Origin of the sequence: Paenibacillus sp. EKM10P, from assembly GCF_011800655.1 — a bacterium.
Classification (GTDB): Bacteria; Bacillota; Bacilli; order Paenibacillales; family Paenibacillaceae; genus Paenibacillus; species Paenibacillus polymyxa.
This window is the reverse complement of record NZ_JAALET010000003.1, coordinates 106,524-124,825: the sequence shown is the minus strand read 5'-3', so window position 1 is coordinate 124,825 and position 18,302 is coordinate 106,524. Positions and strand designations below refer to the sequence as shown.

Sequence of the window (18,302 nt, the reverse complement as noted above, 5' to 3'; positions counted from 1 at the left end):
CATGGAAAATCAGGAAATGAGTAATGCACCCATTAAAGTTCTCTTAGCGGACGACCATCAGTTGTTTCGTGAAGGACTTAAACGTATTTTGAATATGGAGGACGACATTGAGGTCATCGGAGAATGTGGCGATGGCATTCAAGTGTTGGAATTCTGCAACGTAGAGAAACCGGATATTGTTCTGATGGATATTAATATGCCAATTGAAAATGGTGTAGAGGCAACTGAAAAACTACGGGAGATGTTCCCGGATGTCAAAGTGATCATTTTATCCATTCATGATGATGAAAGCTATGTATTCGAGACGTTGCGCAAGGGAGCCAATGGCTATCTGTTAAAAGATATGGAAGCCGAGTCCCTCATTAATGCTATTCGTTCAGTACATGAAGGATATGCATTTATTCATCCGAAGGTAACGGGCAAGCTTATTCAGCAGCTTCGTCGGATGACTTACCTGAATGAAACAGGGGCTATGGCGGAAGGTCATACTAAGGAAGCAGGCGTGAAGTTTGTTGCAGGCGAAAATAATCCGCTGACTCGTCGTGAAGCAGAAGTGTTACGTCTGATGGCCGAAGGCAAGAGCAATAAGATGATTGGTGAATATTTATTCATTAGCGAGAAAACGGTCAAAAACCATGTCAGCAGTATTCTGCAAAAAATGGAAGTGGATGACCGTACACAAGCAGTTATTAACTCCATCAAATATGGATGGGTTACGCTGTAAAGTGTAGTCTTTTCATGTATTAGACGATGCAGCTGCCTAGATATGAATGCTGTACCGCCTCTCTTTTAGAGCGAGATATCCGCTCGTATGGAAGTCCAGTACATAACCGTGACACCTCTTCCTGTTATACGGCATATATTGTCGCTATAGGAGGAGGTGGAACCCTCGTGACGGCTCACTTGGTTTGGATATTGCTTATATACGGTGTGGGAGCTGCAGTCGTGCATCTCATGTATATACGACAGGCGGTTCAGGCTTATCACAATGGCGAAGATGCACACACGACATCGCTGAATCGTCGTGCGACTCGCTACATTGTGATTACATCCAATGATGGAGATCGTGTGGAATGGGTGATGCGTTCATTGAGTATCCTTGCCTGGCTACACCGGAGGCCGCTACATGTAACGGTACTGGATGATGAATCTATAGACGATACGCTACCGATTCTGACCCGGCTGGTGCGCTATAGTCATATGGATGTTTCAGTCATCTCATGTCGTTTTTCACCGGGGAACCCGGTTTTGCCGAAGTCAGGCGGTGAAAAACAGGTTGTTATTGATCTTAGAACAGCAAACCCGTTGGCGGGCGTCCCACTTGTTCCTTAGTGACAGGGATCTGTGGACATCGTGGTTAAAATCAGATATAAATATTTATAGACAGTTGCATATGCAAGACAATAGGGATTTCGTTGAAATCTGTTTGATGTGAAGCACACTTCAGGCTAATAGCCATGGAAGTGTGCTTTTTTGCTGTTCTCCAGGGTGATAAGAACTAGGAACAATGATGAATGAGAGGAGAGAACAAAGATGAAAATTGCAGTATATGCAGTCAGATATAAAGGGAATTGGAATCTTCGATTATCTGTGGATATTCGAGTAGATATGACATGGTGGCGGTGTCAAGATAAGCATCAGGAGAATGATGTCGAAAGGTGGGTGTTATTAGGAGACGAGCTTCCCTTGTCTTGGGGAGTAAGCCTGTGTGGAGGATTTAGGGAGTTAGCAGAGATGGAGCGGTGGGGGGATCGACAATGGTGGGCCTATACTCTTGCACAGCTAAAGAATGAGTTGGTTCTTGAATCTTCTAATGGAGAACGGGTCTTATCTAGAGGAGTAGACAATATTTACATTTGGGACCGGCACCAAGGATGGGTTTCACGCACTCAACATGGGAATGAGGAACAAGAAACAATAGGAACTGTACGTTCTATTCAAAACCGGAAGCTCGCCACGGGAGTAAATGGATTGGATATGGAATGTTTAACACGACAAGCGAACGAGCTGACTCATTTGTTGGCAGGACGCCAGTTGCTTGTTCCTGAAGCTGAAGCATTGCTAGCAGAGGCAGCCCCGGATTTGGAGCATACTTGGCGTTCAGCTGCGCAACTTGCATATCTGCAAGGCCGACTCAGCTTTGCTGCTGGTCTGGCTCCAGCACCACGTGCGCGCTGGTCTGCCGCGCGTAGACAGGAACTCCGCTGCAACCGTTGTGGCAGCGAAAAGATCCACCGCACAAGCTGCGCATCGTGCGGTCGTAAGGCGTGCGCCTACTGCGAGACATGTCTCACGCTTGGGCGCAGCCGTGAGTGCTCGCTGCTGCTGCGCGGTACAGCGAAACCTACCATACCGCGCACGGCAGAGGCAACCCCGGCGACGAATCTCGACCGCTGGGGGCTGAGCCCTGCGCAACGTGCCGCCGCCGAAGCAGCGCTGTGCTTTTTGGCCGCACCACCCGGAGGGGTGCGAAAATACTCTCGCCTGGTAGGCCAATGGCAACGAGCGCGCGAATTATTCCGGCGCAGCATGCGTGCGCGCCAGGAATTAGGTGCTGCCGCTGCGCATGGCAGCACTCTTGCCCTCAACGAGCAGTCATCGCCCAAATCTGGCGAGCGTGCTTGGGAGATTGCTGGCCGGCAAGTACCCGATTCTGTGGCCGAACGATTTCTGCTCTGGGCCGTGACTGGCGCGGGCAAGACGGAAATGATGTTTCCGCTTTTACAGCATGTGTTGGAGCGCGGAGGGACAGCGCTCGTAGCAACACCGCGCCGTGATGTGGTATTGGAATTGGCACCTCGCTTGGCAGTTGCGTTTCCCCAGGTTAGCATGGTGACGCTTTATGGAGGGAGTACAGAACGGTGGCAAAGGGGACAACTGACACTGGCAACAACACATCAGCTGTTGCGTTATCGCCACTCTTTTGATTTGGTTGTAATTGACGAGATTGATGCATTTCCTTATCACAATGATCCAATGCTTGCCTTTGCTGCCCAAGCAGTATGTAAGCGGGAAGGAAAGTTTATTTATTTGTCTGCTACGCCACCGCGCCCCTTGCAGAAAGAGGCTGCACGTGGTCAACTGCCACATGCCAAGGTTCCCGTTCGTTTTCATCGTCATCCCCTACCTGTCCCAATTCGTTTGGGGACTCCTCCAGTGCATCAGTGGCTGCAAAAAGGTCAGCTTCCTGCTTCATTTGTTCAGCGCCTAAACGTATCCATTCAACGAGGGGCGCAGGTCTTTCTATTTGTGACACGAATCTCACATATTCAAGGTCTTGTGGAACTGCTGATTAGACAATTTCCTGATATACCTATCGCCGGTACCTCATCGCAGGATGAAGAACGAACCACTAGAGTGCGTTTATTTCGGGCTACTGAAATACGTGTGCTGGTCACAACCACTATTTTGGAGCGAGGAGTGACTGTTCCGCGGAGTGATGTGTATGTGCTAGACGCGGACAGCAGTCTTTTTGATGAAGCATCCCTTGTCCAAATGGCTGGCCGATCTGGAAGATCTAAGGATGACCCATGTGGTAGTGTTATTTTTATATCCCCTCAATGGACTAGCGGTCAAAAGAGAGCGATTAAACAGATTAAACGTATGAATGCACTGGCTCGGAAAAAAGGATATCTGAAATTGGTGAAGCACTAAATGCATTAAATAAAAAAAGTTTTTTTGGAAATGTGAAACCTGAAACAATGTCGGTACGTAAACTACCAAGAAAGGTGCATTTTGGTATGGGGATGATTCCAAGAACCCGTTTGTTTTTGAATTGGTTATTCCATCGTCAGTCGCAAACATGTGTTGCTTGCGGCACTCTCACAGGTCATTTTTCCGAATTTACTGGGCTTTGTACTCATTGTTCGACCCAAATTCCTTGGGTTTACAACATTCGTTGTGCACATTGTGGACGTCCGACGTCTTGTCCAGATTGCGTCAGGCCCGACCGATTAGTGCGTTATTATGTATGTAATCGGAGTGCAACCAGTTATACGCCGAGGATGAAAGAATGGATTGGACAGTTTAAATACCGCGGCAATGAAAAGTTTGGCCCCCTGCTGGGCGAAATCATGAACCGTGCCTATCAGGCGATGAGACATGAGTTTGCAGGTCATAAATGTAATCGTTTCAAGCAATCTTTGTGGGATGTAGATATAGTGACCTGTGTCCCGGTAAGTGAAAAGAGGCTGACAGAGCGTGGCTTTAATCAGGCTGAAATTTTGGCAGAAGAGATTGCAAAGCGAAATAAGCTCCCCTTTCTACCTTTACTTGTTCGCCCGCAAGATACAGGCAAGCAAAGCTTTAAATCAAAAAATGAACGCATGAATACAATGAATAATGCATTTTTTGTTCACCCCAATATGATGAATTTGATGAAATCCTTTACTTTAAAAGCTGAATCTCAACGTGCAATGGAGCATATGCATTCCGTTACAATTTTGCTTGTAGATGATATTTATACAACGGGGAGTACATTGCAGGCGTGTGCACGTGTTTTGAGAGAAAAGGCATTAGAACGAGGAGTACATTTGGCTATCTTTTGCCTGACTCTAGCGAGATCGTGAGTCTAAATTTCTATTATATTCCATAATTTTATGCTTGAAACTATGAAAAAAAGGTTATAGTTCTTTTGAAAGAAGGATCAAATGATAGGGCCGAAGCCTTTTAATCCGTACAATCAGCAGAATTTGACAACAAGCTAGAGAGAGGTATATAATAAAAATATAGAGACGAACAAAAAGTTAGGAAGTGAGGGATGAAATCAGAATATTTCAATTTAGAGGTTGATTTTTTTGGAAAAGAGGAGTACAATTTCTATCTGTTGATAGCTAACATGATTGGTAATAAGTGATCAGCTAACGACAAAAGAGCGGACATTGGGAGTGTCTCGCTCAGTAGTAAAGCAGTTAATTAAAATTTAAAGCTAAAAAGAGGAGAGAACAAAATCATGAAAAACGTAATGAAAAAAGTAGCAGTTTCTAGCATGTTGGCAGTTAGCTTAGGTGCAGTATCTTTGTTGAGTCCACTTGCTACAGGTCAAGTATTGGCGAGATCCAACTCAGACCAAAATAAAGATCAATTTGAAGAACAACTGATCATTCAACAGCAAGAAGCAGCGCAAAAAGCATTCGAAGCAAAAGTTTACGGAACTGAAACTACTGAAAATACAACTACAGCACCGACTCAAACAACAACTGAGAACAACAACCAAACAACAACTACAAAACCAGCAACAACTACAACTGAAACACCAGCAACAACTGTAAAAACAATTACTGTTAATGTTCAAGATGGCGACACACTGGCTTCTATTGCTGAAAAATACGGTGTAACTGTTGAAGAACTGGTTAAAATCAACAATCTGGTAAAAGTTGGCCAAGAACTGCAAGTACCACAAACAAACACAAATAAATAATAAACATTATAAACTGTTGTATAAAATGTATTTATTAAACCAAGCTTTTGACTATAGTATACGGGAAGGCCTCTATTAAAACAATGCTTTTTTGAATAATTATTTGTAAAGTCGTTTGTTTTTTTGGGCTGCAAATTTCCAATGGTACATCTAGCTTAATTTCAGATAGCTTATAAGTTGAAATGATGTTAGGTGTATGAGATTTATGAATACCCACACTCCATGTGCGGAGCATTCGTATGGACGCCGATCCCCCGGATTTATAGCATTTTCTTGATTGTATTCGGGGCACAGGTGAACATGAATTCTTCTGAGGATTGTTTCGCCCGGTTTTTCCCTCATTTTATTTCTACATTTTAACCATATTCATATATAGCTGTTTAATGATAATGAAGCGCTATTCCCGAGAATAACTGGAATGGCGCTTATTTTATTTTTTTCTCTAAAGTACGGAGTAATGTTTGACGATAAATACTCACATGTAATAGGCTGGATTAGAAGGGCTTATTTGCCTCTGCATTTTATGTTGTTGCATATTAATGTACATAGAAATGGGAGGATTTTTGTCCGTTGAATCTTCCCCTATTATAACTTTTACTATGATAACGTACGAAATGTGGAGTTGTGTTAAATCTAAAAAACTTTTTTTGAAATATTTGATAGACGGGGCTCTTCGCTATAAGGTAATGTAAGGATAAAAGCAATTAAAAGACCGGAAATTGGAAAGGGGCGCTACAGAGGATGAACTTGGATAACTGTCCTCGCTGTGGAAAGCTGTTTATTATGAATGTTAGGGGAATCTGTCAGAACTGTATTAAAGAAATTGAGGTTGAATACGAACAGTGTGTCAAACATATACGTGAGAATAAAGGTATTCATATGCATGAACTTTCGGAAGCTACAGGTGTCTCTGTTAAACAGATCACGACATTTATACGTGAGGGACGTATTTCCATTGCTAATGCGCCCAATATGACGTATCCTTGCGAGGTATGCGGGATACCGATTCGTGAAGGGCATATGTGCGATTCTTGTCGAACACGTCTGACTAAAGACCTGAATCAGGCCATACGCGAAAGTAGTAATCAGGATCAAAGTAATAATATGGGCTCAGGTACCTACAGCGCGATTGATAAACTTCGCGGAAACTAGTACAGGGGAATTAAATACGCATTCAGCTATTCAAAAAGTTTCAAATACCGCCGATAATCTTTATAGAGCTTATCGGTTTTTTTATTTTAGCAACCATGCCCAAAATAAAGAAGTAAGGCATAATACGAACCATGTTCGACGCTATGTCGTCTGATACATTCTGACCATATCAAATAACTAAGGAAGGTGGAAGTTATGAAAATTAACGAGACCAACCGCATCGGAGCTATTAATCCATATCAGCGAAATATTGAAACAGGACGCCAGGAGGAGCTTAAGAAGTCGCGCCGTAAGGACGAGGTTTCCATTTCTCCAGAAGCAATGGAAATGCTGAACCGCAGCAGTGATGCAGACCGCGTTAAGAAAATTCAGGAGCTTAAGCAGCAAGTAGCTTCTGGAACCTATCGTGTGGATGCCGATAAAATTGCAGAGAAGCTATTACCTTTCTTTAAGCAGTCTTCCGAAAGCTAGGTGAAGGATATGCCTTTAGAGCGTTTGATTGACGTGCTGGAACAGCTTAGAGAGGCGCACGAGCAGTTAATTGCATTAGGAACTCAGAAAAAAGAAGCACTGATATCAAATAAGGTTGAGCAGCTCATACAAGTCATGAATCAGGAATCGAAGATGTCCAGACACATTGAACAGCTGGATGATCAACGCCAGCAGGCAGCGTATGAATTTTTGCAGGAACGTGGTATTAAATCCAAGTTGAATCTTAATATTACAGAGTTGTCTCGTCTTGTGTTCGATGTAGAAGATAAGCAGCGCCTCCTTCAAATTCAAAAAAATCTTGCAGATACGCTTGGAGAATTGAAAAAATTAAATGAGTTGAATCAACAGCTCATAAAACAGGCGCTTTCCTATATTGATTTTTCCATTGAGAGTATGTCATATTATGCGGAATCTGAAGCGGTTTATCAGCGTCCAGCTGACAAAAGCACATCAGCTGTACGGGCGGGACTATTTGATACACGCGCCTAATTGAAGGAGGAAAATATGGTCTCAACATTTCATGGTATAGAAACAGCAAAAAGAAGCTTGAATACACAAACGGCGGCATTAAATACAACTGGACACAATATCTCAAATGCCAACACAGCGGGTTACTCCAGACAAGTGGTTAGTATGAAGGCTTCAGAATCTATGGAAGCTTATGGTTTGAACCGTTCTGTTGTACGAGGTCAAATGGGCACAGGGGTAGAATTCACTGCTATTGAGCGTGTTCGTCAGACGTTTTTAGATGACCAATATCGTAATGAAAACTCCTCTTTAGGTGGATGGAGTATCCGCTACGATACTTTGAATAAGCTCGAGACGATTATGAATGAGCCTTCTGACACAGGTATGCGAAAAGTAATGGACAATTTTTGGAATGCTTGGTCGGATTTAAGCCAAGATCCTCAGGACGTAACTAACCGTAAGATTGTTAAAGAAACTACGTTGGCTTTAACGGATGCCTTGAATCAAACAAGTAAGCAGCTTGATGCGCTGGAGACAGATTTAACTAGTAATATTACTTTAAAAACAACAGAAATGAATTCTCTTCTGCAATCTGTAGCAGATTTAAACGGCAATATTACCAAGTTGGAGTCTTTAGGGGATAATCCAAATGATTTAAGAGACCAGCGAGATTATGCGATTGATAAGTTGTCTAAACTAGCTAACGTGCAAGTTACCCAATTAGATAACGGATATCAAGTAACGGTAGCCGGACAAATGGTTGTAACTGGTAGCGAACTTACTCCAGTAACTGCAGACGGCCTTCAGGCTGCTTTTACAGGTGGCACCTTGACTGGCGGCGAAGTTTACGGAATGGTATTGTCACGTGACAGATATGTTGCGGATTACAAAAATCAGATGAATCAATTGGCGAATACACTGGCTAATGGAAATATTGAAGTGACCCTTCCTAAAGGTACTGTGCTTCCTGAAGGAACGGTGTTGAATACAGGACCGAATAATACAGCGGTTACCTACTCTAATGCAAATAATAACCGGACTTTAACAAGCGATTTGAAAGTTACCGTCCAAGGGATCAATGGCCTTCATCAGTTGGGTTATACAATTAGTGGCACAACTCCTACTAAAGGGGATGCCTTTTTCACCTCTAAAGATGGTGCTGCGATTACAGCTGGTAATATTACGTTAAATCCTGACATACAAAATGACCCTAATAAAATTGCAACTTCAATGCGGGTAGACGGAACGGGTACGACCGGTGAGAAGGTGATACTCGGGAACAATGCTTTGGCTATGGCTATGGCTAACTTGAAGAATGTAAAGTTTGATTTTGGAGCGGCTTTATCCAATCCAACGTCAGTGGATGACTACTTTAGCTCTATTGTCGGGCAGCTTGGGGTTCAGACTCAGGAAGCGGAACGTCAATCACAGAATGCGCAGCTCCTGACGGAGCAAGTAGATTTAAGTAGACAATCTGTCAGCGGAGTGTCTCTGGATGAGGAGATGTCCAATCTGATCAAATTTCAGCATGCTTATAGTGCGTCTTCTCGTTTTATGACGACATTCGATCAGCTGTTGGACAAGCTAATTAATAGTACAGGCCGTGTAGGACTCTAATTCTATTTTTGTTAGTAGGAGGTAGCGTATGGCGATTCGAGTAACCTCGGGGATGATGAGCATGCAAACGCTCAATAACCTGAACCGTAACTACAGCAATATGAATAAAATGGAAAACCAAATCACAACCGGACGTAAGCTCAATAAACCTTCAGATGATCCTGTAGGTGTAACTTATGCCCTTCGGTATAGATCTGAGTTAGCTTCTAATGAGCAATACTCCAGCAATGCAGATGCAGCCGTGAGTTGGTTAGATTTTACCGACTCTACTATGCAGCAGGCTGGAGATGTCATGAAACGGTTAAAGGAACTGACGGTTCAAGCCTCGAGTGAAACGGTTCCTCAATCTGGACTCGATGCAATTAAGTTGGAGGTCGATCAGCTTAAGGAACAAATGACCAATATTGGAAACAGCCAAATCCGTGGTAAGTATATTTTTAATGGCCAAAAATATGATCAGGCCCCCTATGAACTCACCAGTACCACGACTAGTTATGACCAAATTGATACAGATCAAGGTGCTGTAAATTATGCAATAGGGGATCAATCCACATTTCAGGTAAATACACCTGGGAGTGAATTTTTTGGAGCTTCAACGGATGCGGATAATGTTTTTAAAGTTATGGACAACTTGAGCGCCGCTTTAACAACTGGTAACTATAGCGCTATTAGTGTCCAGTCTGCTAATATTGAATCGCGTTTTACAAAAATGCAGGCTAGTTTGTCTGAGGTTGGTGCACGGACAAACCGTGTACAACTTGTGCAATCTCGTTTGGATGATAGAAATCTGAATTTAACAACCTTGCAATCTAAAACTGAGGATGCTGATATTGCAAGTTTGATGATTCAGGCAACCTCGGCCCAAACTATTTATGAGGCAGCCTTGAAATCATCTGCTCAGATCGTGCAACCTTCTTTAATGGATTTTATGCGTTAGCCTTTAGAATCTTTGACATTAGTACTGTAGAGCTATGGATGGAAATCCGTAGCTCTTTTGTTGATTTTTAAGGAGGATAAGAAATGACCCGGAAATTGAATGGAATAAGATGTCGTGATGAAGAAGCGGTTTTTGTTTTTCCGAAGGGATTACCCGGTTTTGAGCATTTACATGAATATAAGCTACAAGAGCATAATGAATTATTCAGTATTTTGAGCGCCGTAGAAGAGGCGACAGTCACGTTTATTACAATCAATCCATTTGATTTTGTATCTGATTATGAGTTTGAACTATCCAATGATACACTTGCAGATATCGGTGTGACAGATCGAGAGCAGATTGAAGTTCGCTGTATTGTGACTTGGCATAGTAATAGGGAAAAAGTAACAGTCAACTTGCTTGCACCTTTAATTTTCAATGTAGAGAAGTCTATTGGCAAACAAATTGTTTTACAACATACTGATTATACTACAAGAGATGCATTGTGGCCGAAGCCAACACATGAAGAGCAGGGTGGTGAATCTTAGTGCTTGTTTTATCCCGTAAAAAAGGTGAGTCCGTTGTAATCCATAATGACATTGTTATAACTGTATTATCTGTTGAAGGTGATAACGTAAAGTTAGGTATATCAGCACCAAAAGATATAGATATATATCGCAAAGAAATTTTTGATGCAATTCAGGATAACAATCAAAACGCAGTTATGGACCTTGAAGCTCTTAAGAATGCCATGTTAGAAATGGGAGAGAGAAGCAAAAATTAGTGAAAAAATGAATATGTCCAATTAATATTGGAAGATTACTGAATAAAATTTTGAAATGCTATAAACAATTTTGTGCGAGAGGTCGATATATATTGTAGAACGGTAATTCTTCAGGGCGGCCGACCTGTGAAGACGTTCATACCACAAGGATGTGGGCATTAAACCATTTCAGGGAGGAAATTTACAATGATTATCAACCACAATATTCCGGCATTGAATACACACCGCAACATGGGTCTGAACACAAATGCAGCAAGTAAAAATATGGAGAAACTGTCTTCCGGTCTGCGCATCAACCGTGCTGCTGATGACGCTGCTGGCTTGTCCATCTCCGAATCCATGCGTGGTCAAATCCGTGGTCTGGAGCAAGCTCAACGTAATGCTCAAGACGGCATCTCTTTCGTACAAACTGCTGAGGGCGCAATGAATGAAGTATCCTCCATGCTGACTCGTATGAAAGAATTGAACGTTCAAAAAGCGAGCGGAACTTACAGTACTAACGATAAAGATAATATCGGTCAAGAGTTGGATCAATTGGGTGCCCAAATTGACGAAATCATGACTAAAACTACCTTCAATGGTATCACGATTACCGCTGGTGCAAGCATTACAGTTAATGATAAAGCTTCCAGTACTATTGTTATTGCTTCTATTACAACTACATCTTTCAGTGGTTTGGATTCTACAACAACACTGTCTGAAGTGGAGGATTCGATCAAAGCCGTTTCCACAGAACGTGCTAAACTGGGTGCTGTGCAAAACCGTCTGGAGTACACTTCCAACAACATTGGTACTACAGTAGAAAACCTGACTGCTGCTGAATCCCGTATCCGTGATACAGATATGGCTAAAGAAATGGTTTCCTTGTCCAAAAACAACATCTTGCTGCAAGCTTCCCAATCCATGCTGGCACAAGCAAACTCTGCTCCACAAGGTATTTTGTCTGTACTTCGTTAATCTATACTTTTTCCTTAGAAGAGACCTTGATTTTCAAGGTCTCTTTTTTGTTATTCCCTTCATAATTAGCACTTATTTTCCGATATAAAGAGTATTAAAACTAAAAACGTTCTTGATGATGCTTCAGCACGATAAGGGGGGTAAGTTGTGGATAATAGTATTTCTGGTCTTGGCCCAATACCAGGACAGGCGATATCTATCTCACCTAAGGGTGTCGCAGATGAACCATCAATTATAGCTATAAATCAGCAAAATGTTAATCAATCGGTCGAGAGATTGTCTAGTGAAGAAGAAAAAGCAATTCAGCAATTAGAAAAGGTAATTAGAGCTGTGCAGGGGCCGGAAAAAAAGTTTGAGATTTCCATTCACAAGGAGACCCACGCAATAATGATCAAGGTCTTTGATAAACAGACAGGTGATTTAATTCGGGAAGTCCCCCGAGAAAAGCTTCTTGATGTAGCGGCAAATTTAATGGAAATGAACGGGCTTATTATTGATAAAAAAGCTTAACATTCAGGAGGATTAGTTATGACAATGAGAATTAGTGGTTTGGCATCAGGAATGGATATTGATTCAATGGTCAAAAAGTTAATGACTGCTGAAAGTATTCCATTAAACAAACTGAACCAGCAAAAGCAACTGACAGAATGGAAGCGTGATGGATACCGCCAAGTAAGTACGAAATTAGTCACTTTTAATGAAAAATTAACAAATTTTAGTTTTAGTAGCGCTATCGATTCAAAAAAAGCAACCGTTACTGGAGCTTCTAATGTGCTCACTGCCACAGCAACTGGAGCATCTGTGAACTCTGTATTAAATGTCAAGGTTACTAATCTGGCGACTGCTTCTAATGTTGTATCTTCTGGAGGAACAGTAGTTGCCTCTCCTGGTACTACAAAGCTGTCAGATATATACACGGGTAATGAGAATAGTATTACTGTCGGATCCGATACTATAAATTTCACTTCAGACGATACAATCGATTCATTGATTTCCAAAATTAACGGGAGCACAAAAGCTGGTGTGACCGCTGTATATGATGCCTCATCTGGTAAAATTTCTTTGACTAATAAGAATACAGGAAATAATGATATTACATTAAGTGGAGAACTCCTTGAACAAAGCTTCGGACTCAAAACAGCTAATGTCGTAAAAGGAAAAAATGCAATTGTTGAAATTAATGGTCTAACAACAGAACAGACTTCAAATCGTTTCACAGTTAATGGTGTCGAAATCAGTTTAAATGGAACTACACCGACAGGACAGTCAACACAAATTGAAGTTTCACAGGATGTTGACGCAATGGTTAACACTATAAAATCTTTTGTTGAGGCGTATAATGATACACTTTCGACATTAAACCAAAAAACAAGTGAAGAACGTTATCGTAAATATTTACCGTTGACCAGTGACCAGAGAAAGGACATGAAGGAAGACGAGATTACACTCTGGGAAAGCAAAGCCAAGAGTGGTATGCTCAAAAATGATTCTATTGTAGACAAAACACTTAGTGATATGAGATCAGCGATTATTACAGATGTAGTTCTACCGAGTGGCGAGAAAATAAATTTGACTCAGATCGGAATTACAACCGGTACCTATAGTGAAAAAGGGAAACTATACGTAGACGAGAAGAAGTTACGTGCGGCTTTGGAAACCACTCCTGAAAACGTAACTGCTTTGTTTGGCCAGACGGATACTTCTTCTTCAACAAACTATACTGGTTCGGATGGTATATTCAGCCGGCTGAAGAAGACTAATCAAGGTGCTCTTCAAAGTTTGGCGGATAAGGCTGGAACCTCTAAAGTCAGTTCTGATTTAACAGCAGCTTTCCAGCCAAAGAGTCAAATAGGCGACCAGTTATCAGATTATGATAAGCGGATTGATGCTTTACAAGATAGGCTTACAATGATAGAAACACGTTATTATCAGCAATTCACTGCTATGGAAACGGCTATGAACAAATACAACAGCACGTCATCCAGTCTTTCAAGTATGTTTAGTTAACACCAAATTTTCCAAGGGAGAGATCTAGAATTGATTAATTCACCCTACCAAAAGTATCAACAAGCGCAATTGCAAACAGCTTCACCGGGCCAACTGTTGCTAATGCTGTATGATGGAGCGATTCGCTTTATACGAATGGGAATTAAAGGAATAGAGGAAACGGATCATGAAAAAGCCAATACGAACTTGTGTAAAGCACAGGCCGTTATCAATGAACTTATTGCTGCTTTAAATCATGATTATCCGATTTCCGCCACTCTTTACCAAGTGTACGAGTACATGCTTCACCAGCTCATCAATGCTAACTTGAAAAAGAATGTGATACCTGCGGAAGAAGTCATTTCCCATTTAACAGAATTAAGAGGCGCTTGGGATACAGCTATAAAATCACTAAATCATAATGTAGAGTCGATTGAATGAGTGCTGTTCAGGAATATGTAACCCAACTGGAAAGGGCCACAATAGAGCTGATTGAGCGAATTCACCGAGTCAGTTACATGGAATTAAGCCAGTATGCAGATCAAAGAGAAAAAATTTCCCTTAAAATCATTTCTAATCAACAAAAACTTACTGAGACAGATAAAAAACGAATACAGCAACTTACTGTTTTCGACGAAGCTATTCTTTCCAAGATGGAGAGTTTTAAAGTAGAAGCTAGTGAATGGCTTGCAAAAAAAGGGACAATTCAAGATCAACAGGCAGCATACAATGCCAAATATACACCAGACAGTTTGTTTTTTGACAAGAGGAATTAATTATAGGATCAGAATAGGGTTGGTAAAGATGAAGCGGCTTAGTGTGTGTATGATTGTAAAGGATGAGGAGGCATTGCTTTCGCGGTGCCTTGATAGTGTGCGAAATATCGCTGAGGAGATCATAATTGTAGACACAGGCTCGTCGGATCGGACTAAAGAGATAGCTCGTGAATATACAGATCTTATTTTTGATTACGAATGGTGTAATGATTTTGCAGCCGCTCGTAATGAATCCATTCGTTTTGCTACTGGCAAGTGGGTTTTAGTGCTGGATGCAGATGAATATCTATCTGCTGATGATGAATCCAAGTGGTTGGATTTTATAGCCCAACAAACTCCTAAGTCTAATGTAGGGTATACGATTACTGTAGTAAATTACTCAGGATCTTCTGAAAGTATGGAACAAGTATCTACTGCTCCTGTGACGCGATTGTTCCCTAACTTTATGGGGATACAGTTTTATCGTCCAATACACGAACAATTGTGCATCGGAGAGGAAGATGCAAAAGTATATACACAAATGACAGATCTTTGTATATACCATACAGGTTATCAGGAGCAAACTGTAGTAAAGAAAGATAAGCATACCCGAAATATGAAGATTTTTGAGGAAATGCAACGCCAAAAAGCCATGAGTGCCTATGACTGGTTTACTCTTGGAAATCAATACAGATTTGCAGATGATAGTGTAAATGCAATGCTGGCCTACGAAAAGTCTTTTGAAGAGGCAGATGAAACAAGTGCTTGGTACCCATATTGCTTAATGGCGCTTATCTCCCTATATATCGAAAATGACAAACTAAAAGACTCTTGGTTTTTGACGGAAGAAAAACTATCTAATTTTAGATCTTACCCAGAGTACTTTACTATAAAAGGAGCACATTACGAATCCTTTGGTCTTTATGAAAAAGCGATTGAGTGTTATAAAAAGGCTATTGAAAAAGCTGATTATAAGGCTCGGTTCGAGGCAACTGCTTGGCTTGTAAACCCTTCTTACGGGTATGATGTTCCAGTAAATCAATTAATAAAATTAAGTTTTCGGTTATGTCGTAATGAAGAGGCTGTATATTGGCTTGGAAAAAAGCTTCTTAGGGATAAAAAGAACGTGAATGTACTATTTAGCTTGCTTGAATGGTTAAGCCTAAACGACAATGAACAATCTATAAAAAGGTTTTTAGATGCTAATTATGACACTCAGGAAATGTCACATTGTCTTATTCTTTTTAAAGTGTTCCTTGCTTTAGGAAATCATCGTATGGTGAACCATTATTATGACCTACTCAGTGATGAAGTAACATTAACAGATCGAGATCAGCTTAGGTATGCTCTGATAAATAAAAATAAGAAATTGTGGGCGGAATCTGTTCGAAATTTATCCTCAGAGATAAAAAAAGATTCATTTTTACAACGTCAGTTAATCATTGGTTGTATGATTTTTAAACAAAAAGACAAGTTGGAGTTTTTCAAATCATCTGATTGCAGCGGTGAAAATGAGTTGTTAAATGCATTGTACAACTTCATGGAAAAAAAAGAAATAGTAAGTGATGATGTTGCTGAAAACTATTCGACTGAGTTGTTTTTATTAGCTAAAGACTTATTTTTGCTTGGCTATTATGAGGAGTTTGATAATTTAATAAATTATACGAATCATCCCAAGCTGATTAATGACGTTGGAAACTATTTCTTTAGCGTAAACCAAATGCAAGACGCAATGAATTACTATTCTTTGTTATTGTCACGTCAACAACTAGATGATAGAAGTTATGAAAATCTTGCTTTTTATCATGAGGCACAAGGTTACAGGGAAGATGCTTTAGAATTTTTTGCTGAGAGTTTAAAGCTATCACCAGAAAAAAAACATTTGTATTATCCAATTATTTGTATATCGGAACCAGAGGGGAAGAAGTCTTACTTTAATAAACTAGTTGATAATTACCCTTACGTCTCTGATATATCCTTCCTTATGGAGATGTGCAATAACTAAAAAATAGTATTGGAGTAAACTATGAAAACCAGCATAATCATTTTAACATATAACAAGTTAGAGTACACAAAACAATGTATCGAAAGTATACGGAAATACACCCATGAGAATGCATATGAAATCATTGTAGTTGATAATGCTTCTCAGGATGATACAGCCGAATGGTTAGCACAGCAAACAGATGTTGTAACGATCTTAAATAAGGAAAACCGTGGGTTTCCGGAAGGATGCAATCAAGGAATAGAGGTCGCTACTGGTACTGAAATCCTTCTTCTCAATAACGATACAATCGTGACTCAGCACTGGCTCTCAAATCTTCTAAAAGCATTATATAGCTCGGATGAGATTGGGGCAGTTGGATGTGTTACAAACAATTCTTCCTATTTTCAAGAAATTGATGTTCCATATGGAAATATCGATGACATGCATTCATTTGCTAAAGATTACAATATCTCTAATCCGTTATCTTGGGAAGAACGCTTGAAATTAGTTGGCTTTTGCATGCTTATCAAAAAAAGCGTCATTGAGCAAATAGGTTTGCTTGATGAAAGGTTTTCGCCAGGGAATTATGAAGATGACGATTATTCCATTCGCATGCGAAAAAATGGTTATAAGTTATTGCTATGCAAGGATACATTTATCCATCATTATGGCAGCACTTCATTTAAAGAGGATAAGTCCTATTTTAATTCTCTTTTAGAAAAAAACGCAAAAAAATTTGAAGAAAAATGGGGGTTTGACCCTATTTATTCGCAACATAAGCGAGATATCCTTATTAATCTTATTGAGGCTGATGCGTCTTCTCAAATAACTGTACTTGAGGTTGGATGTGCCTGTGGAGGAACTCTGCTCGGAATTAAGAATAAATTCAAAAATAGCCTACTCTATGGCATAGAGCTAAACGAAAATTCAGCTAGTATAGCTTCTCTAGTTGCTGATGTCATTCCACACAATGTAGAGAACGGAGATCTACCATACCCACCAAAAAGTTTTGATTACATCATTTTTGGGGATGTGTTGGAACATCTATATGATCCTTGGAAGACACTTGGAAATATGCGTCAATTTCTGAAACCTGACGGAAAAATATTAGCAAGTATACCTAACATAATGCACTATAGCGTTATTAATGAACTGTTGGATGGAAAATGGAAGTATGCTGATGCAGGGATTCTAGACCGTACACATGTGAGGTTTTTTACATTAGCATCTATACAAGAAATGTTTATTAATAGTGGGTTTGTTAACCTGGATTTCATGGGAGTTAATTTGCCAAGAGATAGTACTGCAGTCAAAGGACTTGAAAGACTATCTAAAGTTGTCCCAAATGAAATCTTAAATCAATTTGAAGTTTACCAATATATTATTTCTGCTTGTAACAATCAGCTTCTGGATATTATGAATGATATCAAGAATGGTCATATTAATAAGCAAGAAATATTTGAAGTTACTTCTTCCCAGACTAATGATGAAATATTAAGAAATGTCAAGTTCCTATCTTGTGTAGCGGATAAAGTAGAGGTTCTGAATACGATCGGAGTCATTCACTTTGAGCAGGGGGAAATTGCAAAAGTCCTTCCTTTATTTGATGAAGCACTGTCGCTTGATGAGACTCATTTAGAGGTTATATATAATATTGCTTATTTCCTTCATCATATAGGAGAAGAAGAATTATCTGAAGAGTACATGCTCAGACTTAAGAGCCTTGATTTTAACTGGTATCAGAAACTCATGGAAGTATTAGTTTAGCT

The 18,302-nt window shown here is 40.4% G+C and carries 19 protein-coding genes; all 19 read left to right on the top strand.

The window, feature by feature from the left end:
* Window position 1 precedes the first annotated feature (1 nt).
* The 19 genes from HFE01_RS09950 (at window position 2) to HFE01_RS09860 (ending at window position 18,300) form a co-directional block, all read left to right on the top strand.
* Window positions 2-724 carry a response regulator gene (locus HFE01_RS09950; protein WP_013373401.1) on the top strand — a complete coding sequence of 241 codons (723 nt, stop codon included), beginning with the start codon at window positions 2-4 and terminating at the stop codon, window positions 722-724.
* Between the two features lie 167 nt (window positions 725-891).
* Entirely contained in the window at window positions 892-1,332 is a 441-nt protein-coding gene (locus tag HFE01_RS09945) for a hypothetical protein (RefSeq protein WP_017427118.1), read from the top strand.
* Window positions 1,333-1,533: 201 nt separating this feature from the next.
* On the top strand, window positions 1,534-3,654 hold the full coding sequence (locus tag HFE01_RS09940; RefSeq protein ID WP_107733831.1) for an ATP-dependent helicase ComFA: 2,121 nt from the start codon (window positions 1,534-1,536) through the stop codon (window positions 3,652-3,654).
* 350 nt (window positions 3,655-4,004) lie between these two features.
* Window positions 4,005-4,568, top strand: coding sequence for a ComF family protein (locus tag HFE01_RS09935; RefSeq protein WP_107733832.1), 564 nt, complete (start codon window positions 4,005-4,007; stop codon window positions 4,566-4,568).
* A gap of 383 nt (window positions 4,569-4,951) precedes the next feature.
* Window positions 4,952-5,419 carry a LysM peptidoglycan-binding domain-containing protein gene (locus tag HFE01_RS09930; RefSeq protein ID WP_107733833.1) on the top strand — a complete coding sequence of 156 codons (468 nt, stop codon included), beginning with the start codon at window positions 4,952-4,954 and terminating at the stop codon, window positions 5,417-5,419.
* Between the two features lie 741 nt (window positions 5,420-6,160).
* Complete coding sequence (locus tag HFE01_RS09925; RefSeq protein ID WP_019688798.1) at window positions 6,161-6,571, top strand: TIGR03826 family flagellar region protein; 411 nt, start codon at window positions 6,161-6,163, stop codon at window positions 6,569-6,571.
* A 195-nt stretch (window positions 6,572-6,766) separates the two neighbouring features.
* Window positions 6,767-7,042, top strand: coding sequence for a flagellar biosynthesis anti-sigma factor FlgM (gene flgM / locus HFE01_RS09920; RefSeq protein ID WP_016822917.1), 276 nt, complete (start codon window positions 6,767-6,769; stop codon window positions 7,040-7,042).
* Between the two features lie 9 nt (window positions 7,043-7,051).
* On the top strand, window positions 7,052-7,552 hold the full coding sequence (locus HFE01_RS09915) for a flagellar protein FlgN (RefSeq protein WP_107733835.1): 501 nt from the start codon (window positions 7,052-7,054) through the stop codon (window positions 7,550-7,552).
* A gap of 15 nt (window positions 7,553-7,567) precedes the next feature.
* Window positions 7,568-9,148, top strand: coding sequence for a flagellar hook-associated protein FlgK (gene flgK, locus HFE01_RS09910; protein WP_107733836.1), 1,581 nt, complete (start codon window positions 7,568-7,570; stop codon window positions 9,146-9,148).
* A 28-nt stretch (window positions 9,149-9,176) separates the two neighbouring features.
* Window positions 9,177-10,085, top strand: coding sequence for a flagellar hook-associated protein FlgL (flgL, locus tag HFE01_RS09905; protein ID WP_167437852.1), 909 nt, complete (start codon window positions 9,177-9,179; stop codon window positions 10,083-10,085).
* A gap of 83 nt (window positions 10,086-10,168) precedes the next feature.
* Window positions 10,169-10,612 carry a flagellar assembly protein FliW gene (locus HFE01_RS09900; RefSeq protein WP_107733838.1) on the top strand — a complete coding sequence of 148 codons (444 nt, stop codon included), beginning with the start codon at window positions 10,169-10,171 and terminating at the stop codon, window positions 10,610-10,612.
* Window positions 10,612-10,848: a carbon storage regulator CsrA gene (gene csrA / locus HFE01_RS09895; protein ID WP_058710896.1), complete on the top strand. Its 237-nt coding sequence runs from the start codon at window positions 10,612-10,614 to the stop codon at window positions 10,846-10,848. The genes HFE01_RS09900 and csrA overlap by 1 nt, the downstream gene beginning before the upstream one ends.
* Window positions 10,849-11,034: 186 nt before the next feature.
* A complete protein-coding gene (locus HFE01_RS09890) occupies window positions 11,035-11,805 on the top strand; it encodes a flagellin N-terminal helical domain-containing protein (protein ID WP_107733839.1) in 771 nt (256 codons plus the stop codon).
* A 147-nt stretch (window positions 11,806-11,952) separates the two neighbouring features.
* Window positions 11,953-12,315 carry a flagellar protein FlaG gene (locus tag HFE01_RS09885; protein WP_243208167.1) on the top strand — a complete coding sequence of 121 codons (363 nt, stop codon included), beginning with the start codon at window positions 11,953-11,955 and terminating at the stop codon, window positions 12,313-12,315.
* Between the two features lie 18 nt (window positions 12,316-12,333).
* A complete protein-coding gene (fliD, locus tag HFE01_RS09880) occupies window positions 12,334-13,812 on the top strand; it encodes a flagellar filament capping protein FliD (RefSeq protein ID WP_107733840.1) in 1,479 nt (492 codons plus the stop codon).
* Between the two features lie 30 nt (window positions 13,813-13,842).
* Window positions 13,843-14,232, top strand: a complete 390-nt coding sequence (gene fliS / locus HFE01_RS09875; RefSeq protein WP_107733841.1) for a flagellar export chaperone FliS — start codon at window positions 13,843-13,845, stop codon at window positions 14,230-14,232.
* Window positions 14,229-14,567 (top strand): hypothetical protein, encoded by a 339-nt coding sequence (locus tag HFE01_RS09870; protein ID WP_167437851.1) that lies wholly within the window; start codon window positions 14,229-14,231, stop codon window positions 14,565-14,567. Before fliS ends, HFE01_RS09870 begins: the two co-directional genes overlap by 4 nt.
* A gap of 49 nt (window positions 14,568-14,616) precedes the next feature.
* Window positions 14,617-16,551 (top strand): glycosyltransferase family 2 protein, encoded by a 1,935-nt coding sequence (locus HFE01_RS09865; protein WP_167442859.1) that lies wholly within the window; start codon window positions 14,617-14,619, stop codon window positions 16,549-16,551.
* Window positions 16,552-16,572: 21 nt separating this feature from the next.
* Window positions 16,573-18,300, top strand: coding sequence for a glycosyltransferase (locus tag HFE01_RS09860; protein ID WP_107733843.1), 1,728 nt, complete (start codon window positions 16,573-16,575; stop codon window positions 18,298-18,300).
* Window positions 18,301-18,302 lie beyond the last annotated feature (2 nt).

Excerpts from the sequence above, each read along its gene's own strand:
- HFE01_RS09950 (WP_013373401.1), top strand. The coding sequence starts at position 2 with ATGGAAAATCAGGAAATGAGTAATGCACCCATTAAAGTTCTCTTAGCG.
- HFE01_RS09940 (WP_107733831.1), top strand. The coding sequence starts at position 1,534 with ATGAAAATTGCAGTATATGCAGTCAGATATAAAGGGAATTGGAATCTT.
- HFE01_RS09935 (WP_107733832.1), top strand. The coding sequence starts at position 4,005 with ATGAAAGAATGGATTGGACAGTTTAAATACCGCGGCAATGAAAAGTTT.
- HFE01_RS09930 (WP_107733833.1), top strand. The coding sequence starts at position 4,952 with ATGAAAAACGTAATGAAAAAAGTAGCAGTTTCTAGCATGTTGGCAGTT.
- HFE01_RS09925 (WP_019688798.1), top strand. The coding sequence starts at position 6,161 with ATGAACTTGGATAACTGTCCTCGCTGTGGAAAGCTGTTTATTATGAAT.
- flgM (WP_016822917.1), top strand. The coding sequence starts at position 6,767 with ATGAAAATTAACGAGACCAACCGCATCGGAGCTATTAATCCATATCAG.
- HFE01_RS09915 (WP_107733835.1), top strand. The coding sequence starts at position 7,052 with ATGCCTTTAGAGCGTTTGATTGACGTGCTGGAACAGCTTAGAGAGGCG.
- flgK (WP_107733836.1), top strand. The coding sequence starts at position 7,568 with ATGGTCTCAACATTTCATGGTATAGAAACAGCAAAAAGAAGCTTGAAT.
- flgL (WP_167437852.1), top strand. The coding sequence starts at position 9,177 with ATGGCGATTCGAGTAACCTCGGGGATGATGAGCATGCAAACGCTCAAT.
- HFE01_RS09900 (WP_107733838.1), top strand. The coding sequence starts at position 10,169 with ATGACCCGGAAATTGAATGGAATAAGATGTCGTGATGAAGAAGCGGTT.
- HFE01_RS09890 (WP_107733839.1), top strand. The coding sequence starts at position 11,035 with ATGATTATCAACCACAATATTCCGGCATTGAATACACACCGCAACATG.
- fliD (WP_107733840.1), top strand. The coding sequence starts at position 12,334 with ATGACAATGAGAATTAGTGGTTTGGCATCAGGAATGGATATTGATTCA.
- HFE01_RS09870 (WP_167437851.1), top strand. The coding sequence starts at position 14,229 with ATGAGTGCTGTTCAGGAATATGTAACCCAACTGGAAAGGGCCACAATA.
- HFE01_RS09865 (WP_167442859.1), top strand. The coding sequence starts at position 14,617 with ATGATTGTAAAGGATGAGGAGGCATTGCTTTCGCGGTGCCTTGATAGT.
- HFE01_RS09860 (WP_107733843.1), top strand. The coding sequence starts at position 16,573 with ATGAAAACCAGCATAATCATTTTAACATATAACAAGTTAGAGTACACA.